Source organism: Streptomyces shenzhenensis, assembly GCF_003688995.1.
Taxonomy (GTDB): Bacteria; Actinomycetota; Actinomycetes; order Streptomycetales; family Streptomycetaceae; genus Streptomyces; species Streptomyces shenzhenensis_A.
The window spans coordinates 158,282-175,790 of sequence record NZ_PENI01000011.1 but is presented as its reverse complement, the minus strand read 5'-3'; the positions used below and the strand labels follow the sequence as shown (position 1 = coordinate 175,790).

Below are 17,509 nucleotides of genomic sequence, written 5' to 3'. Positions count from 1 at the left end.
GATGCTATCCGGCCCCGCCGCGGACTCCGCGAAGCGCTCAGTTCTCGCGCTTCTCCTTGATCTTCGCGGCCTTGCCGCGCAGGTCACGCAGGTAGTACAGCTTGGCGCGGCGCACGTCACCCTTGGTGACGAGCTCGATCTTCTCCACGATCGGGGTGTGCACCGGGAAGGTGCGCTCGACGCCGACGGAGAAGGAGACCTTGCGGACCGTGAAGGTCTCGCGGACACCGGAGCCCTGGCGGCGGATGACTACGCCCTTGAACTGCTGCACACGGGAGCGGTTGCCCTCGATGACGCGGACGTGCACGTTGACGGTGTCACCCGGGCGGAAGGCCGGGACGTCGCTGCGCAGCGACGCGGAGTCGACGGAGTCGAGCAGGTGAGACATGTCGTCTGCTTTCTTCGCTGATGCCACAGGTCATCAACGGGAACTAGAAGTTCGGGAGGTGTGCCGTGCGGGTCGGGACGGGCGTCGTGTCCCCCTGTGGCAGGGGCGCACGCCGGACGGACGCACAACAGCGACCTATTGTTCCATGCCTTCTGGTCTGCGCCAAAATCGGCCGTACGGCTCGCCGTCCGGGTCCGGGGCCCAGCCGAGGATGGAGAGCATCTCGCGGTCCTTCTTGTCGAGGCCCTTGGGGTCGCAGCGCTCGATGAGGTCGGGCCGGTTGGCCGCCGTGCGCTTCAGGGCCTCGTCCCGGCGCCAGCGGGCGATCTTCCCGTGGTGGCCGCTGAGCAGCACGTCCGGGATGTCACGGCCGCGCCAGAGGGGCGGCTTGGTGTAGACGGGGCCCTCCAGGAGGCCGGCCATCGCACCGGGCGCGAAGGAGTCGTCGCGGTGGGACTCGGCGTTGCCGAGGACACCGGGCAGCAGCCGTGCCACGGCCTCGGTGACGACGAGGACGGCCGCCTCGCCGCCGGCCAGCACATAGTCGCCGATGGACACCTCGTACACCGGCATCCGTGCCGCGTACTCGTCCGTGACGCGCCGGTCGATGCCCTCGTAGCGGGCCGGCGCGAAGATCAGCCAGGGCCGTCCGGAGAGCTCGACGGCCAGTTCCTGGGTGAACGGGCGGCCGCTGGGGGTGGGCACGATCAAGGCGGGCGCCCGGGAGCCGGTCTCGTAGCCGTCGGCCAGCACGGAGTCGAGGGCCTCTCCCCACGGCTCGGTCTTCATGACCATGCCGGGGCCGCCGCCGTACGGGGTGTCGTCGACCGTGTTGTGGCGGTCGTACGCCCAGGTCCGCAGCTCGTGCACGTGCACGTTCAGCTGCCCGCGCGCGCGTGCCTTGCCGACGAGGGACACATTCAGCGGTTCCAGGTACTCGGGGAAGATCGTCACGACGTCGAGCCTCATGCGCCGTCGCCCCCGGACTCGGCGCCGCGTCCGTCGGCGGCCTCGTCGCCGGCCGCGTGGTCGTCGATGAGGCCGGGCGGGGGTGCGACGACGGCCTTCTGCTCCGCCAGGTCGATCTCGGTGACGATCTCCTCGACGAAGGGGATCAGCACCTCGCTGCCGTCGGGCCGCTCGACGATGAACAGATCCTGGGAGGGCAGATGGGAGATCTCGGTGATCCGGCCGATCTCCGTGCCGTCCTCGGTGACCACGTCGAGGTCGATCAACTGGTGGTCGTAGTACTCGTCCTCGCCCTCGGGCAGTTCCTCCGGGTCGATCTCGGCGATCAGGAGGGTGTTGCGGAGGGCCTCGGCGCCGTTGCGGTCCTGGACGCCCGCGAAGCGCAGGAGCAGGCGGCCGCTGTGGACGCGGCCCGTCTCGATGGTGAGCGGTCCCGCGGAGGCGGGGTCGGTGGTGAGCACGGCACCGGGCGCGAGCCTGAGTTCCGGCTCGTCGGTACGTACCTCGACGGTGACCTCACCCTTGATGCCATGGGCACGGCCGATCCGTGCGACTACCAGCTGCACGTGTCCAAATCTCCTGTCGATCTCCTGTCATACGACTGCGGGCCGGGGACGGCCCAGTGGCCTTCCCCGGCCCGAGCCGGTTGCGAAAAGCGTCAGCGGACGTGGTCGACGTCGACGAGGTCGACGCGGACTCCGCGACCGCCGATGGCGCCCACGACGGTGCGCAGTGCGCGCGCGGTGCGGCCGTTGCGGCCGATCACCTTGCCGAGGTCGTCGGGGTGCACCCGGACCTCCAGGACGCGCCCGCGGCGCAGGTTGCGCGAGGCGACCTGCACATCGTCAGGGTTGTCGACGATGCCCTTCACCAGGTGCTCAAGCGCCTCTTCGAGCATGCTGCTCAGGCCTCGGTCGACTCGGAGGACTCGGCGGCGGCCTCGTCCTTCTTCTCGGCCTTCTTCTTCTGGGTGATCGCCTCACCCTTGCCCTCGTCCTCGCCGCCGAGCGCCTCGAACGACGGACGCGTGGCCTTCGGCGCGGCGACGAGCAGCGGCGCCGGAGCGGGCTCGCCCTTGAACTTCTGCCAGTCGCCGGTCTTCTTCAGGATGGCGAGCACGGGCTCGGTCGGCTGCGCGCCGACCCCGAGCCAGTACGCCACACGCTCGGCGTCCACCTCGATGACCGACGGGTTGTAGGTCGGGTGGTACTTGCCGATCTCCTCGATCGCCCGGCCGTCACGGCGGGTGCGGGAGTCGGCGATGACGATGCGGTAGTGAGGCGAACGGATCTTGCCCAGACGCTTCAGCTTGATCTTGACTGCCACGGGAGTGGGTTCTCCTGGATTTGACGTGGTGGGGCACAACGAGATGCCGCGTGGGGTTGCGGTACCCGAGTGGCCCGATGGACGCGTCAGCCGGAGGAGAGAGGGGTCCTGTACGGCTGTCGAGTACAGCTAGCCATTGTGCCACACCCTGCGGGCCGCTCTCGGCCGACGGTACGCGGGCCGTATTCGGGCATGCCCGGCAGGCACCCGGCGTGGAGGTGAAGTCACGCTCACGTCGGGTGCGCTGCCCGGTGCTGCGAGGTGCCGCCGGACAGCGGCACCCTGCATCGCTCGGCCCCACCGGCACCCACGAGATGCCGGTATCGCGGCCCGCGGATTACGCCGCTCCCACGACCTCCGGGATCCGGAACGGCTTGCCGCAGCCGCCGCACATGATGGGCGCCTGGGCCAGCACCGACGGCACGACCCGGACGTTGCGCCCGCAGTCGCAGACGGCCTTGACGCGGACGCCGCCGCCGGAGGAGCCGTGCCGGGCGGCCGGGCCGCGGAAGGTGCGGGAGGTGTCGGCGGAGGTGGCCGCCAGATGGGCCTTCAGCGCGCGCTGCAGCCGCTCCATGGTCGGGCGGTAGCGCCGCTTCGCCTCGGGATTGAGCGTGACCAGCGAGAAGCCGCTGCTGGGATGCGGCTCGTCGGGGTGGTCAAGGCCCAGCTCCTCGGCGATGGCGAGGAATCTCCGGTTGTGGTAGCGGCCGGCTCGGGAGGTGTCGCGCACGCCGCGGGCGGCGGCGACGCCGTGGACTGCCTCATGGAGCAGTCGCTCGAAGGAGAGTTCGTGCCCGCACGCGGACGACGACTCTCCGATCAGGGACTCTGGCGCGGCAAGGTCGGGCAGCTCGGGGTGGTACCGCTGAATGTCGGCCCACGCCTGTGCCAGCTCTGCGGCGAGAACAGGTGGTGTCTGTGTCGTGCTCACGTAATGACAACGAGCCGGAGTGCCGCTGTGTTCCGATTCCGGGGCATCCCAAATAATTTGCACGTACCCGTCAGTTGCCGCTGATGCGTCCTGACGAGGGCGGGTGCGCTGATCTGCGGAGAAGCCGCGCAGCTCATACCAAGCCGGTACGTAGTCCGCCGTAGGACCCGGCGCGTGGACCGTGTCCGCGCGCCGGGGCGACTGCGGTCGGCTGATGCGCAAGAGGCGTTTCGGCCGCTCTCGCGACGAAGACGCCGCCTCAGTACGCGCGCGCGACGACCGCGACGTTACCGGGGGCGTCGTCGGCGTCCGGCACCGACCCGTCCGCGGCGACCAGACACCGTACGGTGACGGCGTGCTCGGCCAGCCTGGCCTCGCCCTCTTCGCCGAGGACGGCCCACGGGATGCGCGCCCAGCCACCGGCGGTGGCGGCCTCGACGGCCTCCTCCACGGTGGTCACATCGGTGGTGCGGGACTCGCGGCGCTCCCGGGACTGGCGCAGGAGCAGCGCCTGGTCCTCGTCGAGGATCTGCGGGAGCAGCCCGGCCAGCGCGTCCAGGGCGACCGGCGCCTTGCCCCCGGGAATCCGGCGGACCAGCATCGCGGTGCCGTTCTCCAGATCGCGCGGGCCGACCTCGATGCGTACGGGCACGCCCTTCAGCTCCCAGTCGACGGCGCGCCGGCCGAACGGGATGTCCGTACGGTCGTCCACCCGGACCCGGATCCCGGCCGCCGTCAGCCGCTCGCCGATCTCGCGCACCTCGGCCACGACCGCCGCGTCGTCCTTCACCCCGAGGACGACGACCTGGATCTGCGCCAGGCGGGGCGGCACGCGCAGCCCGTCGTCGTCACCGTGCATCATCACCAGGGCGCCGACCATGCGGGTGGTGGAGCCCCAGGAGGTCTGCCAGACGTACTCCTGCCGGCCGTCCTTCGACAGGTACTGGGTGTGGAAGGCCTTGGCGAAGTTCTGGCCGAGTTCATGGCTGGTGCCCAGCTGGAGGGCCTTGCCGTCGCCCATCATGCCCTCCAGGGTGAGGGTGTTGATGGCGCCGGCGAAGCGCTCGGCGGCCGTCTTGCGGCCCGCCAGGACGTCCATGGCGAGCACGTTCTCCATGAAGTCGGCGTACACGTTCCGGTGGATGTGCGCGGCGTAGTCCCGGGCGTCCTCGTACGTGGCGTGCGCGGTGTGGCCCTCCTGCCAGAGGAACTCCGTCGTCCGCAGGAACACGCGCGGGCGCAGCTCCCAGCGCACGACGTTCGCCCACTGGTTGATCAGCAGCGGCAGATCGCGGTAGCTCTGCACCCACTTGGCGAAGTAGTCGTTGACGATCGTCTCCGAGGTGGGCCGGACGACGACGGGCTCCTCCAGCTCCTTGCCACCGCCGTGCGTGACGACGGCCAGCTCCGGCGCGAAGCCCTCGACGTGCTCGGCCTCCCGGGTCAGGTACGACTGCGGGATGAACAGGGGGAAGTAGGCGTTGGAGGCACCGGACTCCTTGATCCGGGCGTCCATCTCGGCCTGCATCCGCTCCCACAGCCCGTACCCGTACGGTCGGATCACCATGGTGCCGCGCACCGGACCGTTGTCGGCCAGCTCGGCCTTGTTGATCAGATCCTGGTACCAGCGGGGGAAGTCGACCGCCCGGGGTGTGAGAACGGGTGCCTTTGCCATGGCGCGATGGTACGGGTCCACGTTGCCGGGATGTGAATTCTCGCCACAGCCGCCGGGAAGCCGAGCACCGGGCTCCACGACCCCTGGACGCCGTCGCGAGCCCGGAGTTACCTGGCACACGTGGAGCGTGCGCGCGCACGGCACGGGGGCCACACAACCGCGCACACCGGCAGCCTTCGGCGGATTGGGGCGCTTGTCCATGACACCCACGCTCCTGCGGCAGCACCCGTCCCACGCGGGACCCGCGCCCCGTGCTGACGGGGACGCACGCGCGCGTGACTGGTCCGAGATCCAGGAGCGGATGCTGGTCCCGCTCCACGAGTCGGTCTACGAACGTCTTGAAGTCGGCCCCGCCACCAGGCTGCTGGGCCTTCGCTGCGGTTCCGGGCTCGCCCTGCTGACGGCGGCCTCCAGAGGGGCCGCGGTGACCGGCGTGGACTCCGCCCGGCCCGAACTCCTCGCCCTCGCGCGCCAGCGCCTGCTGCCGGACGCGTGGAGCGCGCGCACGCGTGCGCGCGCCCGGACCGTCGACGGCTCACCGGGGGACGCGGCCGACGCGGAGACACCCCCGTTCACCCTGGTGACCGCCTTCGAACCGATCGGGTGCGCGACGGGCGACGCCGAACGGCTGGGCGCACTGCTCAGCGCCGCGACACCGCTCGCCGCGCACGGGGCGGCCGTGGTGCTGACCGGCTGGGGCCCACCGGAGCGCTGCGCCACCTCGTCCGTGCTGCGGATGGCCGCCAAGCCGGCCGATCCCCTGCGCGGCGCGGGCCGTCGGCACCCGGCCCGGCGCGACGACCTGGAGGAGATCGCCCGGCGGGCCGGGCTGCGGCCGGCCGGTTCCGGCCGGGTGGCCTGCCCGTTCGGATACGCGGACCCCGACAGCGCGGTACGCGGTCTGCTGTCGACGGGGCTGTTCGACGCGGCGATCGCCACCACCGACCGGGCGCAGGTGGACAAGGAGCTGCGGGAGGCGCTGCATCCTTACCGGCGGCAGGACGGAACGGTATGGATGCCGAACGTCTTCCGCTATCTGATCGCCCGCGTTCCCTAGCCCATGAACTTCTTGAACTCGTCCGGCAGCTCGAAGTCCTGCCCGCCCTGCTGCGGCAGGCCGAAGGCGCCGCCCTGCTGGGCCCCGGCCTCACGCCGCTGGGCCGCCTCCAGCTCCTGCTGCTTGCGCTTCATCGGGTTGCCGGAACGCTGCTTGCCCTTGGCCTTCTTCGGCTGCTTCTTCGTCCGGCCGGGGCCGCCGCCCATGCCCGGGATCCCCGGCATGCCGGGCATGCCGCCGCCCTGAGCCATGCGGGACATCATCTTGCGCGCCTCGAAGAACCGCTCGACCAGGTTCTTGACCGCGCTGACCTCGACGCCCGAGCCCTTGGCGATACGGGCGCGGCGCGAGCCGTTGATGATCGTGGGTTCCTGGCGCTCACCCGGGGTCATCGACTTGATGATCGCGGCGGTGCGGTCGACGTCACGCTCGTCGAGGTTGTTGATCTGGTCCTTGATCTGCCCCATGCCGGGCAGCATGCCGAGCAGCTTGCTGATGCTGCCCATCTTCCTGACCTGCTCCATCTGGGCCAGGAAGTCGTCCAGGGTGAAGTCCTGGCCCTTCTTGGACGCCAGCTTGGAGGCCATCTTCTCGGCCTCTTCCTGACTGAACGTCTTCTCCGCCTGCTCGATCAGGGTGAGCAGATCACCCATGTCGAGGATGCGGGAGGCCATCCGGTCCGGGTGGAACGCGTCGAAGTCCTCCAGCTTCTCGCCGTTCGACGCGAACATGATCGGCTTGCCGGTGATCTGGCGGATCGACAGGGCCGCACCGCCGCGGGCGTCGCCGTCGAGCTTGGAGAGCACCACGCCGTCGAAGCCGACGCCGTCGCGGAAGGCCTCGGCCGTGTTGACGGCGTCCTGACCGATCATCGCGTCGACGACGAAGAGGATCTCGTCCGGGGAGACCGCGTCCCGGATGTCCGCGGCCTGCTGCATCATCTCCTGGTCGATGCCCAGGCGGCCGGCGGTGTCCACCACCACGATGTCGTGGACCTTGGACTTCGCGTGTTCGATGGATTCCTTGGCGACCTTGACCGGGTCACCGACGCCGTTGCCCGGCTCGGGCGCGTAGACCGCGACGCCGGCGCGCTCGGCGACGACGCTCAGCTGGTTGACGGCGTTCGGGCGCTGGAGGTCGGCGGCGACGAGCAGCGGCGAGTGGCCCTGCTCCTTGAGCCACCGGCCGAGCTTGCCCGCGAGGGTGGTCTTACCGGCACCCTGCAGACCGGCCAGCATGATCACCGTGGGCGGCTGCTTGGCGAAACGCAGCCGCCGGGTCTCACCGCCGAGAACCTGCACAAGCTCGTCGTTGACGATCTTGAGAACCTGTTGGGCGGGATTCAGCGCCTTGGAGACGTCCGCACCGAGTGCGCGCTCCTTGACGTTCTTGATGAACGTCCGAACGACAGGAAGGGCGACGTCGGCTTCGAGCAGCGCGATGCGGATCTCACGCGCCGTGGCGTCGATGTCCGCTTCGCTCAGACGCCCCTTGCCGCGCAAGTTTTTGAAGGTGGCTGAGAGGCGATCGGAGAGAGTATCGAACACGGCGGCGTCGGTCCTCGGAGTCGGAAGCTGGGTCGCCCTCCAGAGTATCTGGCCCCGCAAGCGAATCGGCCCTGCCCGCCGAGTTCAGCGGGCAGGGCCGGAACCCCCGCGCCAGCGGGGAGTACATCCTGTATACGCACTACATGACCGCAAGGTCACGCCCGCAGCGTCTCCTCCAGCGCCCGGGCCAGCGACCCCGCGTCCTCCGCCGGCAGCTGCGCCCCCGTCCCCGTCGTGACGTAGAACGCGTCGACGGCGTTGGAGCCGAGCGTGCTGACGTGCATGCTCCGCACCCGCACCCCCGCCTTCTCCAGGGCCGTGCCGATCCGGAACAGCAGCCCCGGCGCGTCCTGGGCGCGGACCTCGATCACCGTGGCGTGCCGGGAGGCGGCCGGGGCGACCGTCACCCGGGGCGGCGGGGCCACCCAGCCGCGGCGGCGCGGATAGGCCGCGTCCCGTTCCGCGAGCCGGCCCGCGACGTCCAGGCTGCCGTCCAGCGCCCGTACCAGGTCGGCGCGGAGCCGGGCCGCCTGCGGCAGCGAGCCGTACTCCGCCGCGACCCGCCAGTTCAGCAGCAGGACCGAGCCGTCGTCGACGTCGTCCGGCAGGCGCAGGGCGCGCAGCTCGGCGGTGCGGACGGTGAGCCGGTGCACGGCCAGCACGCCGGCCGCCGCGGGCAGCACCCCCGGCTGGTCGGGCACGGCGATGAGGAGTTCGACGCCCAGCGGCTCGGGGGCGCCGGGTGGCTCCTCGTCCGTCGCGGGTTCCGCCTGCGCGCGCAGCGCGAGCACCGGTCCGCCGGTACGGAACGCCTCGATGGCGAGCCGCTCCTGTTCGGCCGTGGCTGCGGGCTCGGGCTCGTCGGGGGCGTCCCCTGCCAGCACCGCCGCGACCCGTTTCACCAGGTCGGTGACCAGGTTGCCGCGCCAGGACGACCAGGCGGCCGGCCCGGTGGCCAGCGCGTCCGCCTCGGTCAGCGCGTGCAGCAGCTCCAGCGTGCTCGGGGTGCCGACCGCGTCGGCGACCGCGCGGACGGTGGCCGGGTCCTCCAGGTCGCGCCGGGTGGCGGTCTCGATCAGCAGCAGGTGATGCCGTACGAGGGCGGAGAGCACGGCCGCGTCGGCGCGGTCGAAGCCGATGCGCGCGGCCACGTCCTTGGCGATGATCTCGCCGGCCACCGAGTGGTCGCCGGGCCAGCCCTTGCCGATGTCGTGCAGCAGGGCGGCGACCAGCAGCAGGTCGGGGCGGCCGACCCGGCGGGTCAGCTCGGAGGCGCGGACCGCCGTCTCGATCAGGTGCCGGTCCACGGTCCACACATGGACGGCGTTGCGCTGCGGGCGGCAGCGCACCCGCTCCCAGTCCGGCAGCAGCCGGGTGATGAGCCCTTCGGCCTCCAGCGCCTCCCAGACGTCCACCGTGGGGCGGCCCGAGCCGAGCAGGGTGACCAGCTGTTCCCGGGCCTCGGCGGGCCAGGGCGTGGGCAGCGGGCGGACGGTGGCGGACAGGCGCCGTACGGCGTGCAGGGAGAGCGGGAGGCCGGCCTGCGCGGCGGCGGCCGCGGCGCGCAGCGGGAGCACCGGGTCGCGTTCGGGGCGCGCGGCGCGGGCGAGCACCACCTCGCCGTCCTGCTCCACCACGCCCTCGGCCAACGGTGACCGTTCGGTGACCGGTTTGCCGCCCAGCATGGCGCGCAGCCGCGGACGCACGGCGCGCGACCGCAGTACGCGCCCCACTTCGCGCCAGGTGACATCACTGGCGTACGAGATGACACGGGCCGCCTCGTACACCTGCCGCAGGAGTGTGTCGGCGTCCAGCAGGCCCAGGTCCGCCGCCACCTGGTCCTGCTCCTGGAGGGCGAGGCGGTCGGTGGCACGGCCGGTGGCCAGGTGCAGGGCGTCACGGACGTCGAGCAGGCGCCGCCGGGCGTCCGCGAGGCCCTCGCGGGGGGCGTCCGCGAGCCAGGACGCGGCGACCGCGCGCAGGGCGGTGGCGTCCCTGAGGCCGCCGCGGGCCTCCTTGAGATCGGGTTCCAGGAGGTACTGCAGCTCGCCGTGGCGCGCGGCGCGTTCGGCGCACAGCTCCTGGAGTTCGGGCAGGCGTTTCGGCGCCTGGTTGCGCCAGTCGGCGAGCACGGCCGTGCGCATTGCGGAGGTGAGGCCCAGGTCGCCCGCGAGGTGCCGGGCGTCGAGCAGTCCGAGCTGGACCTTGAGGTCGTCGCCCGCCGTCTTCCGGGCCTCCGACGGCGTGCGCACGGAGTGGTCGAGGGCGAGGCCGAGGTCCCAGACCGGGTACCAGATGCGGTCGGCCAGGGCGGCGACCGCCTTGGTGTCGCCGCCGTCGTGCAGCAGCAGGAGGTCGAGGTCGCTGCGCGGGGACAGCTCGCCGCGGCCGTAGCCGCCGACGGCGACCAGGGAGACGCCTCTGAGGCCCTCGGCCGCCGCGGTGAACAGCCCGGTCAGCCAGTCGTCGGTCAGCTCGGCGAGGGCCGCACGGCGCGGCGGCCCGGACCGCGCCCCCTCGGTGAGGAGGCGCAGCCGGGCCGCCGCGTAGCCGCTGGGTCCCGAGTCCTGTGCGTCTTTCCGAACATCCGTACCCGTCACCCGGCGACTCCTGTCCTTGTTCTGCTGGACGGCCTTCTGTTGGACGGCGCGTCCGGTCAGAGGGCGTCCGGGCCGCGCTCACCGGTGCGCACCCGGACGGCCGTCTCGACCGGCAGGGACCAGACCTTGCCGTCGCCGATCTTGCCGGTGCGGGCGGCCTTGACGATGACATCGATCAGCTGCTCGGCGTCGTCGTCCTCGGCCAGCACCTCGATACGGATCTTGGGTACCAGGTCGACCGTGTACTCGGCACCGCGGTAGACCTCGGTGTGTCCCCGCTGCCGGCCGTAGCCGCTGGCCTCGGTGACCGTCAGACCGTGCACCCCGAAGGCCTGCAGGGCTTCCTTGATCTCGTCGAGCCGGTGCGGCTTGACGACGGCGGTGATGAGCTTCATGCGTCCACCTTCTTGCTCTGCTTGGCGGCCAGGGCGGGCGCGGCGGTGCCGACGACTCCGCCGCCGGCGCCGCTGAAGTCGTATGCGGTCTCGGCGTGCTCGGCCTGGTCGATGCCGGAGACCTCTTCATCCTCGGTGACCCGCATGCCCAGGGTCTTGTCGAGGAGGAAGGCGAGGATGGCGGAGGCGATCAGGGAGTAGGCGAGGACGCCGAAGACGCCGGCGCACTGCTTCCAGAACTGGTCCAGACCGCCGCCGTAGAACAGGCCCTCGACGTCGGACTGGCCCTTGCCGCTGGCGAAGAAGCCGATGAGCAGGGAGCCGACGATGCCGCCGACCATGTGGACGCCGACCACGTCGAGGGAGTCGTCGTAGCCGAACTTGTACTTCAGGCCCACGGCCATGGCGCACAGGACACCGGCGATGACGCCGACGGCGATCGCGCCGAGCGGGGAGACCGCGCCACCGGACGGGGTGATCGCGACCAGGCCGGCGACCGCGCCGGAGGCGGCGCCCAGCGTGGTGAACGCGCCGTGCCGGATCTTCTCGTAGGCGAGCCAGGCCAGCATGGCGGCGGCGGTGGCGACCTGCGTGTTGACGAACATCAGCGCGCCGACGCCGTCCCCGTTGCCGAGCCAGGAGCCGGCGTTGAAGCCGAACCAGCCGAACCACAGCAGACCGGCGCCGAGCATGACCAGCGGGAGGCTGTGCGGGCGCATCGGGTCCTTCTTGAAGCCGACGCGCTTGCCGATGACGAGGATCACGCCGAGGGCCGCGGCACCCGCGTTGATGTGGACCGCCGTACCGCCGGCGAAGTCGATCACGCCGAGGTCGAAGGCCCAGCCGCCGGAGCCCCACACCCAGTGCGCCACCGGGAAGTAGACGACCGTGGCCCACAGGACGAGGAAGACGGCCCACGCCGAGAACTTCACACGGTCCGCGAGGGCGCCGCTTATCAGGGCGGGCGTGATGATCGCGAACATCAGCTGGAAGACCGCGAAGACGAAGACCGGGATCGTGTAGCCGTCCCAGAGGGCCATCTTGTCGATCCCGCTGAAGCCGACGAAGTCGGAGGTCCAGCCGACGACGGAGCCCTTGTCGGCGCCGAAGGCCATGGAGAAGCCGTAGAGCACCCACAGAATGGTGACGATGCCCAGGCTGATGAAACTCATCATCAGCATGTTCAGGGTGCTCTTGACGCGGACCATGCCTCCGTAGAAGAAGGCCAGGCCCGGGGTCATGAGCATCACCAGGGCGGAACAGATGAGCATGAAGCCTGTGTCCGCGGCGGACAGCTTGGGTGCCTCCGCGGCAAGCGTGATGGCTGGTGCCATCGGCGTCTCCTCGTCGGTTGGTACGGCCCGTGCGGGCGAAGCCTGAGAGTGGTCCGGCCATGAGAGATGGGCCGGTTATGCGCCCCGAGACTGGCGCAGCGCGGTTTCGGTCGAAGCCCCTCGATGTTTCACCGGGGTGACGAAGGCGCCGTGCGTGTTACGCGTCGATGAACTGCCGGATTCGGGCGACGTCCATCGTTATCGTGGCGCAACCTTCTCCGTGGGAAACGGACCGGGGAGAACGAACCGGCCGCGGGCGGACCTCCGATGACCTGGCGTGGGGGAGCCGAGTCGGGCTGTTCGGGAGGGCCGGCCGCGGCCGGGGCTCTGCGGGGTCAGACCGCTTCCGCGGCCTCCGGGAGGGTGCTGGCGAGCAGGTCGGTGAGGTCGATGACCTCGGCGAGATCGCCGAAGTCGCGCACGGCCGTGTCGACGGTCTTCCGGATACGCGTGTTCACCCGCTCGGAGCGCACCTTCTTGGCGACGCTCATCGCCTGCATGGCGTACGCCGTGCCCTGTCCGGGCTCGCGGCGCAGCAGGTGCACGGTGGCCATGCCGATCAGGTTCAGTGCGTACGACCGCTGGTGTTCGTGGTCCACGGCGAACAGCTTCACGGCCCGCTGCATCAGCGGCTCGGCCAGGGAGGCGTAGGCGGGGCTGCGGCCGGCGACGTAGGCGAGGTCGCGGTAGGAGTGGGAGTTCTCGCCGTACAGCTCGGCCTCGGAGAAGAAGCGGATCCAGTCGGGGTCCGGCTCGTCCCAGTCGTCGGCCTCGGCGAAGACGTCCTCGGCCATCCGCACCGCCCGTTTGCACTTGCCCGGCTGCCCCATGTTGGCGTAGGCGCGGGCCTCCATCGCATACAGCATGGACTGGGTGCGCGGGCTCGCGCAGTCGCGGCTGCCGTACTGGGCGAGGTGGATCAGTTCCAGGGCGTCGTCGGGCCGGCCGAGATGGATCATCTGGCGGCTCATACTGGAGAGGATGTACGAGCCGAGGGGCTTGTCGCCCGCCTCCTTGGCGGCGTGCAGGGCGAGGACGAAGTACTTCTGCGCGGTGGGCTGGAGCCCCACGTCGTAGCTCATCCAGCCGGCGAGTTCGGCGAGTTCGGCGGCGACCTTGAACAGCTTCCTGGTGGTGGCCGCCGGCTGGGGTTCCTGGAGGAGGTCGGTCACCTCGTGCAGCTGGCCGACGACCGCCTTGCGGCGCAGGCCGCCGCCGCACTGGGCGTCCCACTGGCGGAACATCACCGCGGTGGACTCCAGCAGGTCCAGCTCGGGCCTGGACAGCCGGCCGGGGCGCCGGGACTCGGCGGGCTCGGGCTCGGGCTGCGGGGAGGCCGGCGAGGGGACGAGCCAGCGCTGCATCGGTTCGATGAGGGACGGGCCCGCGGACAGGGCCAGCGAGGTCCCGAGGAAGCCGCGCCGCGCCAGCATGAGGTCGCTGCGCGAGTACTCGCTGAGCAGGGCCACCGTCTGCGGGCCCGTCCAGGGCAGGTCGACGCCGGTCGCGGAGGGTGTGGGGCGGGCGGCGCGCAGGCCGAGGTCCTCGACGGAGACGACGCAGCCGAACCGCTCGGAGAACAGTTCGGACAGGATCCTGGGGATCGGCTCGCGGGGGTTCTCGCCGTCCAGCCAGCGGCGCACCCGGGAGGTGTCCGTCGAGATATGGCTGGCCCCCAACTGGCGGGCCCGGCGGTTCACTTGACGGGCCAGCTCGCCCTTGGACCAGCCGCTGCGCACGAACCACGAACCCAACAGCTCGTTGGGGCGCTTGTCAGCGTTCGTCCCACTACCGCCGTTGCCGCCCACTGGAACGCCCCCATTCCTGAGACCACTTGTCACCGCGTGCGCCAAGCCCTATCAGAATGCCGGTGACTACGGCCGCCCGTCCGACGAATCTCACCCGTCGAACGGAATGCCGCCTTGCCTCCGGCATACCCATGAGCGCATGTGCCCCGGGCCTCGTGCACTCAAAGTAATCCTACGATCACCCGCCCAGCCATGGCGAACACAGAAACGCCACCATTCGCCACCCCTTCGAATGAACTCCCGGTCGCCCGGGCGCGATTCACTTGACATAGGACGGCTGAAAGTAGACGCAGCGGTGCACTCGGGGGCGCGTATATCTCAGCGCACCACCGGTGACGCTTCATGGCGCCGCTCGGTTCCCGCAGAGGCGGGGGTAGACGGAGCCGTATGGTCACGTTCCGCTTCCGTCTCGTTCCGCGTCGTAACCATCGGCGCGCAGGACCCGTTGGAGGGGGCATGGGCTTCACGATCGGCGGCATGCGCGAGAACCGCACCGGCACACGTCGGCGCGGTCGCTCGTCGGACTGCACCGCAGTCGCCGAGTTCACCGGACTGTGGGGCTGGGACGTGGTGCCGGGCGCACGGGCCGAGGGGGGCGCCTGTTCGTGCGGCCGGGCGGACTGCCGGGCGCCGGGCGCACATCCACTGGAGTTCGCGCCCCAGATCTCCGCCGGGGCCACGCTCGACGAAGTCACCAAGGCCTGGGGCGAGTTCCCCGGCGCCGCGGTGATGCTGCCGGTCGGCCGCGCGTTCGACGTGCTGGAGGTGGCGGAGTCCACCGGGCGCCGCGCGCTGGCCCGTCTGGAGCGGATGGGGCTGCCCCTGGGCCCGGTCATCGCGACCCCCGACGGCCGCGCCCAGTTCCTGGTCGCCCCCGGCGCCGCCGCCGGACTCCCCACACTCCTCTACCGCCTGGGCTGGGACGACCCGTCCTCCCTCGACCTGCGCGGCCTCGGTCCGGGCAGGTACATCACGGCGCCGCCCTCCGACCGGGGCGGCCTCGGCCCGGTCCGCTGGCTCCGCCCGCCCGCCCTCGACTCGGCGACCAGGCCCCCGGCGGCCCGCCTCCTCCTGGGCACCCTGGCCTATGTGACCCACCGCTCACGAGCCTGACGCTCGCCGGGCCTCCTGCCCCCCGGGGGGCGTTCGGCGCGCCTTGTCAGCGCCGGTGAACGGCATCCGGGCGGAGAAGGGCAACGCCGTGCGGTGCACCTCGTCGGGCCCGACGGCGTGCCGCGGTGGAAGTAGGCCGACTTCGACACGACCGAGGCGTTCGGGTCCCGAACCCGAAGGGGCGGCCCGGCGGGCGGCCGGACGCGAGCACCCTGGTCGGCGACGACCCGCACGGGGACGAGATAGCCCCACAGGCGGGCGGACGCGAACTCCCTGGTTGGCGACGACCCGCACGGGAACGAGATAGCCCCACAGGCGGCCGGACGCCAACACCCCGGTCGACGACGACCCAAACGGAACAAGGCGGTCCGGCGGGCGCGGTCGCGTCGCAGACCCGGCCGGGGTCGTCGTCGGCGACCAGGGCCGACCGGGCGCGAGGGTCCGGCCGGATGCGCACGTGCGGCGAAGCCCCCTCCCCCGAACCGGCGCGCGCCCGGACCGGCACACGCCCCCCGACCCGGCATCCGTCCAGGATCGGTACGCGCCCCCAGACCGGCACACGCCCCGAGACGCGGCACCCGTCCCGGACCGGCGCGCGTCCTCCGACCCGGCACTCATCCAGGACCGGCGCACGCGCCCAGACCCGGCGCCTACCCCGAACCCGCACGCACCCTCAGACCGAGCACCCATCCAGGACCGGCGCACGCCCACACACCCAGCACCCACCCCAGACCGACCGGCACCCGGCACCCGGCACCCGGCACCCGGCACCCGCCTAGGATCGGCGCACGCGCCCAGGCCGGCACATGCCCCGGATCGACACACGCCCCAGACCGGTGCGCGCCCGCAGGCCTGCGCGCGCACCCAGACGCGGCACCCGTCCAGGACCAGCGCACGCCCACAGACCGACACCCGCCCCGGACCAGCACACGCCCACAGACCGACACCCACCCAGGACCAGCACACGCCCCCAGACCGACACCCCGCCCCAGACCAGCGCGCGTCCCCAGGCCCTCATGTGCCCCAAGCCCCCCACGCATCCCAGGTCCGCACGTGGCGGCGCCCGCTCCCGAGTGGGCTCGGGGGCGGGCGCCGGATGCCGGGTGAGGGGTCTCTCGGGCGGGGGGTCACTCCCCGATCAGGGCGTCGACGAACGCCTCCGGCTCGAACGGCGCCAGGTCGTCCGCGCCCTCACCGAGGCCGACGAGCTTGACCGGGACGCCCAGCTCGCGCTGGACGGCGACCACGATGCCACCCTTGGCCGTGCCGTCGAGCTTGGTCAGCACGATGCCGGTGATGTCGACGACCTCGGCGAAGACCCGGGCCTGGACCAGCCCGTTCTGCCCGGTGGTGGCGTCGAGGACGAGCAGCGCCTCGTCGAGCGGGGCGTGCTTCTCGACGACGCGCTTGACCTTCCCCAGCTCGTCCATGAGCCCGGTCTTGGTGTGCAGCCGCCCGGCGGTGTCGATGAGCACCACGTCGACGCCCATCTCCTTGCCCTCCTTCACCGCGTCGAACGCGACGGAGGCGGGATCCCCGCCCTCCGGTCCGCGCACGGTGTAGGCGCCGACCCGCTCGCCCCAGGTCTGCAGCTGGTCGGCGGCGGCGGCCCGGAAGGTGTCGGCGGCGCCGAGGACGACGGTGCGCCCGTCGGCGACCAGGACGCGGGCCAGCTTGCCGGTGGTGGTGGTCTTGCCGGTGCCGTTGACGCCGACGACCATGACGATGCCCGGCTTGCGGTCCTCCGGCTCGGTCTTCACCGTACGGTCCATATCGGTGCCGACGAGCTTGAGCAGCTCCTCGCGCAGCAGCCCGCGCAGCTCCTCGGGGGTGCGGGTGCCGAGCACCTTCACGCGCTCGCGCAGGCCCTCGACCAGCTCCTGGGTGGGCTGTACGCCGACATCGGCGGTGAGCAGCGTGTCCTCGATCTCCTCCCAGGTCTCCTCGTCGAGGTGCTCGCGCGACAGCAGCGTGAGCAGCCCCTTGCCGAGGGCGTTCTGCGAGCGGGAGAGACGGGCCCGCAGCCGCACCAGGCGGCCCGCGGTGGGCTCCGGGATCTCGATCTCGGGCGCCGGCAGCTCTTCGACGGCGGGCGGCTCCGCGACGGCGGTCGGGGCCGAGCCGCCCGGGAGGTCCACCTCCTCGATCGTCCGGCGCGGTTCGTCGTGCGGAGTCTCGGCCTCGTCGCCGACGTGCGGCTCGGCCGGAGGGGCGGTGATGTCGGGCGCGGCGGGCGGCGGGGGCAGCGACCTGCGGCGCCGGCTGCCGATGACGAGCCCGCCGATCGCGCCGAGCACGACCACGGCGATGACTACAGCAAGGATGACGGTTTCCATAACCCGACCAGTATCAGCCATGGGTAC

Annotated in this window: 15 protein-coding genes; 2 read left to right on the top strand and 13 right to left on the bottom strand. The window is 71.7% G+C overall.

Annotated elements, in window-relative coordinates; translation table 11 throughout:
* Window positions 1-37 precede the first annotated feature (37 nt).
* The 7 genes from rplS to proS all read right to left on the bottom strand — a co-directional run bounded on the left by rplS (window position 38) and on the right by proS (window position 5,292).
* On the bottom strand, window positions 38-388 hold the full coding sequence (rplS, locus tag CTZ28_RS19370) for a 50S ribosomal protein L19 (protein WP_121890862.1): 351 nt from the start codon (window positions 386-388) through the stop codon (window positions 38-40).
* A 135-nt stretch (window positions 389-523) separates the two neighbouring features.
* Window positions 524-1,357: a tRNA (guanosine(37)-N1)-methyltransferase TrmD gene (gene trmD / locus CTZ28_RS19365; protein ID WP_121890860.1), complete on the bottom strand. Its 834-nt coding sequence runs from the start codon at window positions 1,355-1,357 to the stop codon at window positions 524-526.
* Window positions 1,354-1,923: a ribosome maturation factor RimM gene (gene rimM / locus CTZ28_RS19360; RefSeq protein ID WP_121890858.1), complete on the bottom strand. Its 570-nt coding sequence runs from the start codon at window positions 1,921-1,923 to the stop codon at window positions 1,354-1,356. The genes trmD and rimM overlap by 4 nt, the downstream gene beginning before the upstream one ends.
* A 92-nt stretch (window positions 1,924-2,015) precedes the next feature.
* Window positions 2,016-2,255, bottom strand: a complete 240-nt coding sequence (locus CTZ28_RS19355; RefSeq protein ID WP_003973401.1) for an RNA-binding protein — start codon at window positions 2,253-2,255, stop codon at window positions 2,016-2,018.
* A 5-nt stretch (window positions 2,256-2,260) separates the two neighbouring features.
* Window positions 2,261-2,683, bottom strand: a complete 423-nt coding sequence (gene rpsP, locus CTZ28_RS19350) for a 30S ribosomal protein S16 (RefSeq protein WP_121890856.1) — start codon at window positions 2,681-2,683, stop codon at window positions 2,261-2,263.
* 337 nt (window positions 2,684-3,020) lie between these two features.
* Window positions 3,021-3,617 (bottom strand): hypothetical protein, encoded by a 597-nt coding sequence (locus CTZ28_RS19345; RefSeq protein ID WP_121890854.1) that lies wholly within the window; start codon window positions 3,615-3,617, stop codon window positions 3,021-3,023.
* A 259-nt stretch (window positions 3,618-3,876) separates the two neighbouring features.
* Window positions 3,877-5,292, bottom strand: a complete 1,416-nt coding sequence (gene proS, locus CTZ28_RS19340) for a proline--tRNA ligase (RefSeq protein WP_121890853.1) — start codon at window positions 5,290-5,292, stop codon at window positions 3,877-3,879.
* Window positions 5,293-5,491: 199 nt separating this feature from the next.
* Here proS and CTZ28_RS19335 point away from each other — a divergent pair, with 199 nt between their 5' ends.
* Window positions 5,492-6,349 carry a class I SAM-dependent methyltransferase gene (locus CTZ28_RS19335; protein ID WP_121890851.1) on the top strand — a complete coding sequence of 286 codons (858 nt, stop codon included), beginning with the start codon at window positions 5,492-5,494 and terminating at the stop codon, window positions 6,347-6,349.
* Here CTZ28_RS19335 and ffh read toward each other — a convergent pair.
* The 5 genes from ffh to nsdA all read right to left on the bottom strand — a co-directional run bounded on the left by ffh (window position 6,346) and on the right by nsdA (window position 14,033).
* Complete coding sequence (gene ffh / locus CTZ28_RS19330) at window positions 6,346-7,896, bottom strand: signal recognition particle protein (RefSeq protein ID WP_121890849.1); 1,551 nt, start codon at window positions 7,894-7,896, stop codon at window positions 6,346-6,348. The genes CTZ28_RS19335 and ffh overlap by 4 nt on opposite strands.
* A 155-nt stretch (window positions 7,897-8,051) precedes the next feature.
* Window positions 8,052-10,496 (bottom strand): [protein-PII] uridylyltransferase, encoded by a 2,445-nt coding sequence (locus CTZ28_RS19325; RefSeq protein ID WP_121890847.1) that lies wholly within the window; start codon window positions 10,494-10,496, stop codon window positions 8,052-8,054.
* A gap of 56 nt (window positions 10,497-10,552) precedes the next feature.
* Window positions 10,553-10,891 carry a P-II family nitrogen regulator gene (locus tag CTZ28_RS19320; RefSeq protein ID WP_003997576.1) on the bottom strand — a complete coding sequence of 113 codons (339 nt, stop codon included), beginning with the start codon at window positions 10,889-10,891 and terminating at the stop codon, window positions 10,553-10,555.
* Window positions 10,888-12,225 carry an ammonium transporter gene (locus CTZ28_RS19315; RefSeq protein WP_121890845.1) on the bottom strand — a complete coding sequence of 446 codons (1,338 nt, stop codon included), beginning with the start codon at window positions 12,223-12,225 and terminating at the stop codon, window positions 10,888-10,890. Before CTZ28_RS19315 ends, CTZ28_RS19320 begins: the two co-directional genes overlap by 4 nt.
* Before the next feature lie 335 nt (window positions 12,226-12,560).
* Window positions 12,561-14,033, bottom strand: coding sequence for a transcriptional repressor NsdA (gene nsdA / locus CTZ28_RS19310; RefSeq protein WP_121890843.1), 1,473 nt, complete (start codon window positions 14,031-14,033; stop codon window positions 12,561-12,563).
* Window positions 14,034-14,489: 456 nt separating this feature from the next.
* On the opposite strand from nsdA, the gene CTZ28_RS19305 reads away from it, so the two are divergent.
* Window positions 14,490-15,146: a bifunctional DNA primase/polymerase gene (locus CTZ28_RS19305; protein ID WP_121890841.1), complete on the top strand. Its 657-nt coding sequence runs from the start codon at window positions 14,490-14,492 to the stop codon at window positions 15,144-15,146.
* A gap of 1,127 nt (window positions 15,147-16,273) precedes the next feature.
* On the opposite strand, the gene ftsY is transcribed toward CTZ28_RS19305, so the two are convergent.
* Window positions 16,274-17,482, bottom strand: a complete 1,209-nt coding sequence (ftsY, locus tag CTZ28_RS19300) for a signal recognition particle-docking protein FtsY (RefSeq protein WP_121890839.1) — start codon at window positions 17,480-17,482, stop codon at window positions 16,274-16,276.
* Window positions 17,483-17,509 lie beyond the last annotated feature (27 nt).

What these genes read in the sequence shown, in the direction of transcription:
- rplS (WP_121890862.1), bottom strand. Translation starts at nt 388, where the DNA reads ATGTCTCACCTGCTCGACTCCGTCGACTCCGCGTCGCTGCGCAGCGAC.
- trmD (WP_121890860.1), bottom strand. Translation starts at nt 1,357, where the DNA reads ATGAGGCTCGACGTCGTGACGATCTTCCCCGAGTACCTGGAACCGCTG.
- CTZ28_RS19355 (WP_003973401.1), bottom strand. Translation starts at nt 2,255, where the DNA reads ATGCTCGAAGAGGCGCTTGAGCACCTGGTGAAGGGCATCGTCGACAAC.
- proS (WP_121890853.1), bottom strand. Translation starts at nt 5,292, where the DNA reads ATGGCAAAGGCACCCGTTCTCACACCCCGGGCGGTCGACTTCCCCCGC.
- CTZ28_RS19335 (WP_121890851.1), top strand. Translation starts at nt 5,492, where the DNA reads ATGACACCCACGCTCCTGCGGCAGCACCCGTCCCACGCGGGACCCGCG.
- CTZ28_RS19320 (WP_003997576.1), bottom strand. Translation starts at nt 10,891, where the DNA reads ATGAAGCTCATCACCGCCGTCGTCAAGCCGCACCGGCTCGACGAGATC.
- CTZ28_RS19315 (WP_121890845.1), bottom strand. Translation starts at nt 12,225, where the DNA reads ATGGCACCAGCCATCACGCTTGCCGCGGAGGCACCCAAGCTGTCCGCC.
- CTZ28_RS19305 (WP_121890841.1), top strand. Translation starts at nt 14,490, where the DNA reads ATGGGCTTCACGATCGGCGGCATGCGCGAGAACCGCACCGGCACACGT.
- ftsY (WP_121890839.1), bottom strand. Translation starts at nt 17,482, where the DNA reads ATGGAAACCGTCATCCTTGCTGTAGTCATCGCCGTGGTCGTGCTCGGC.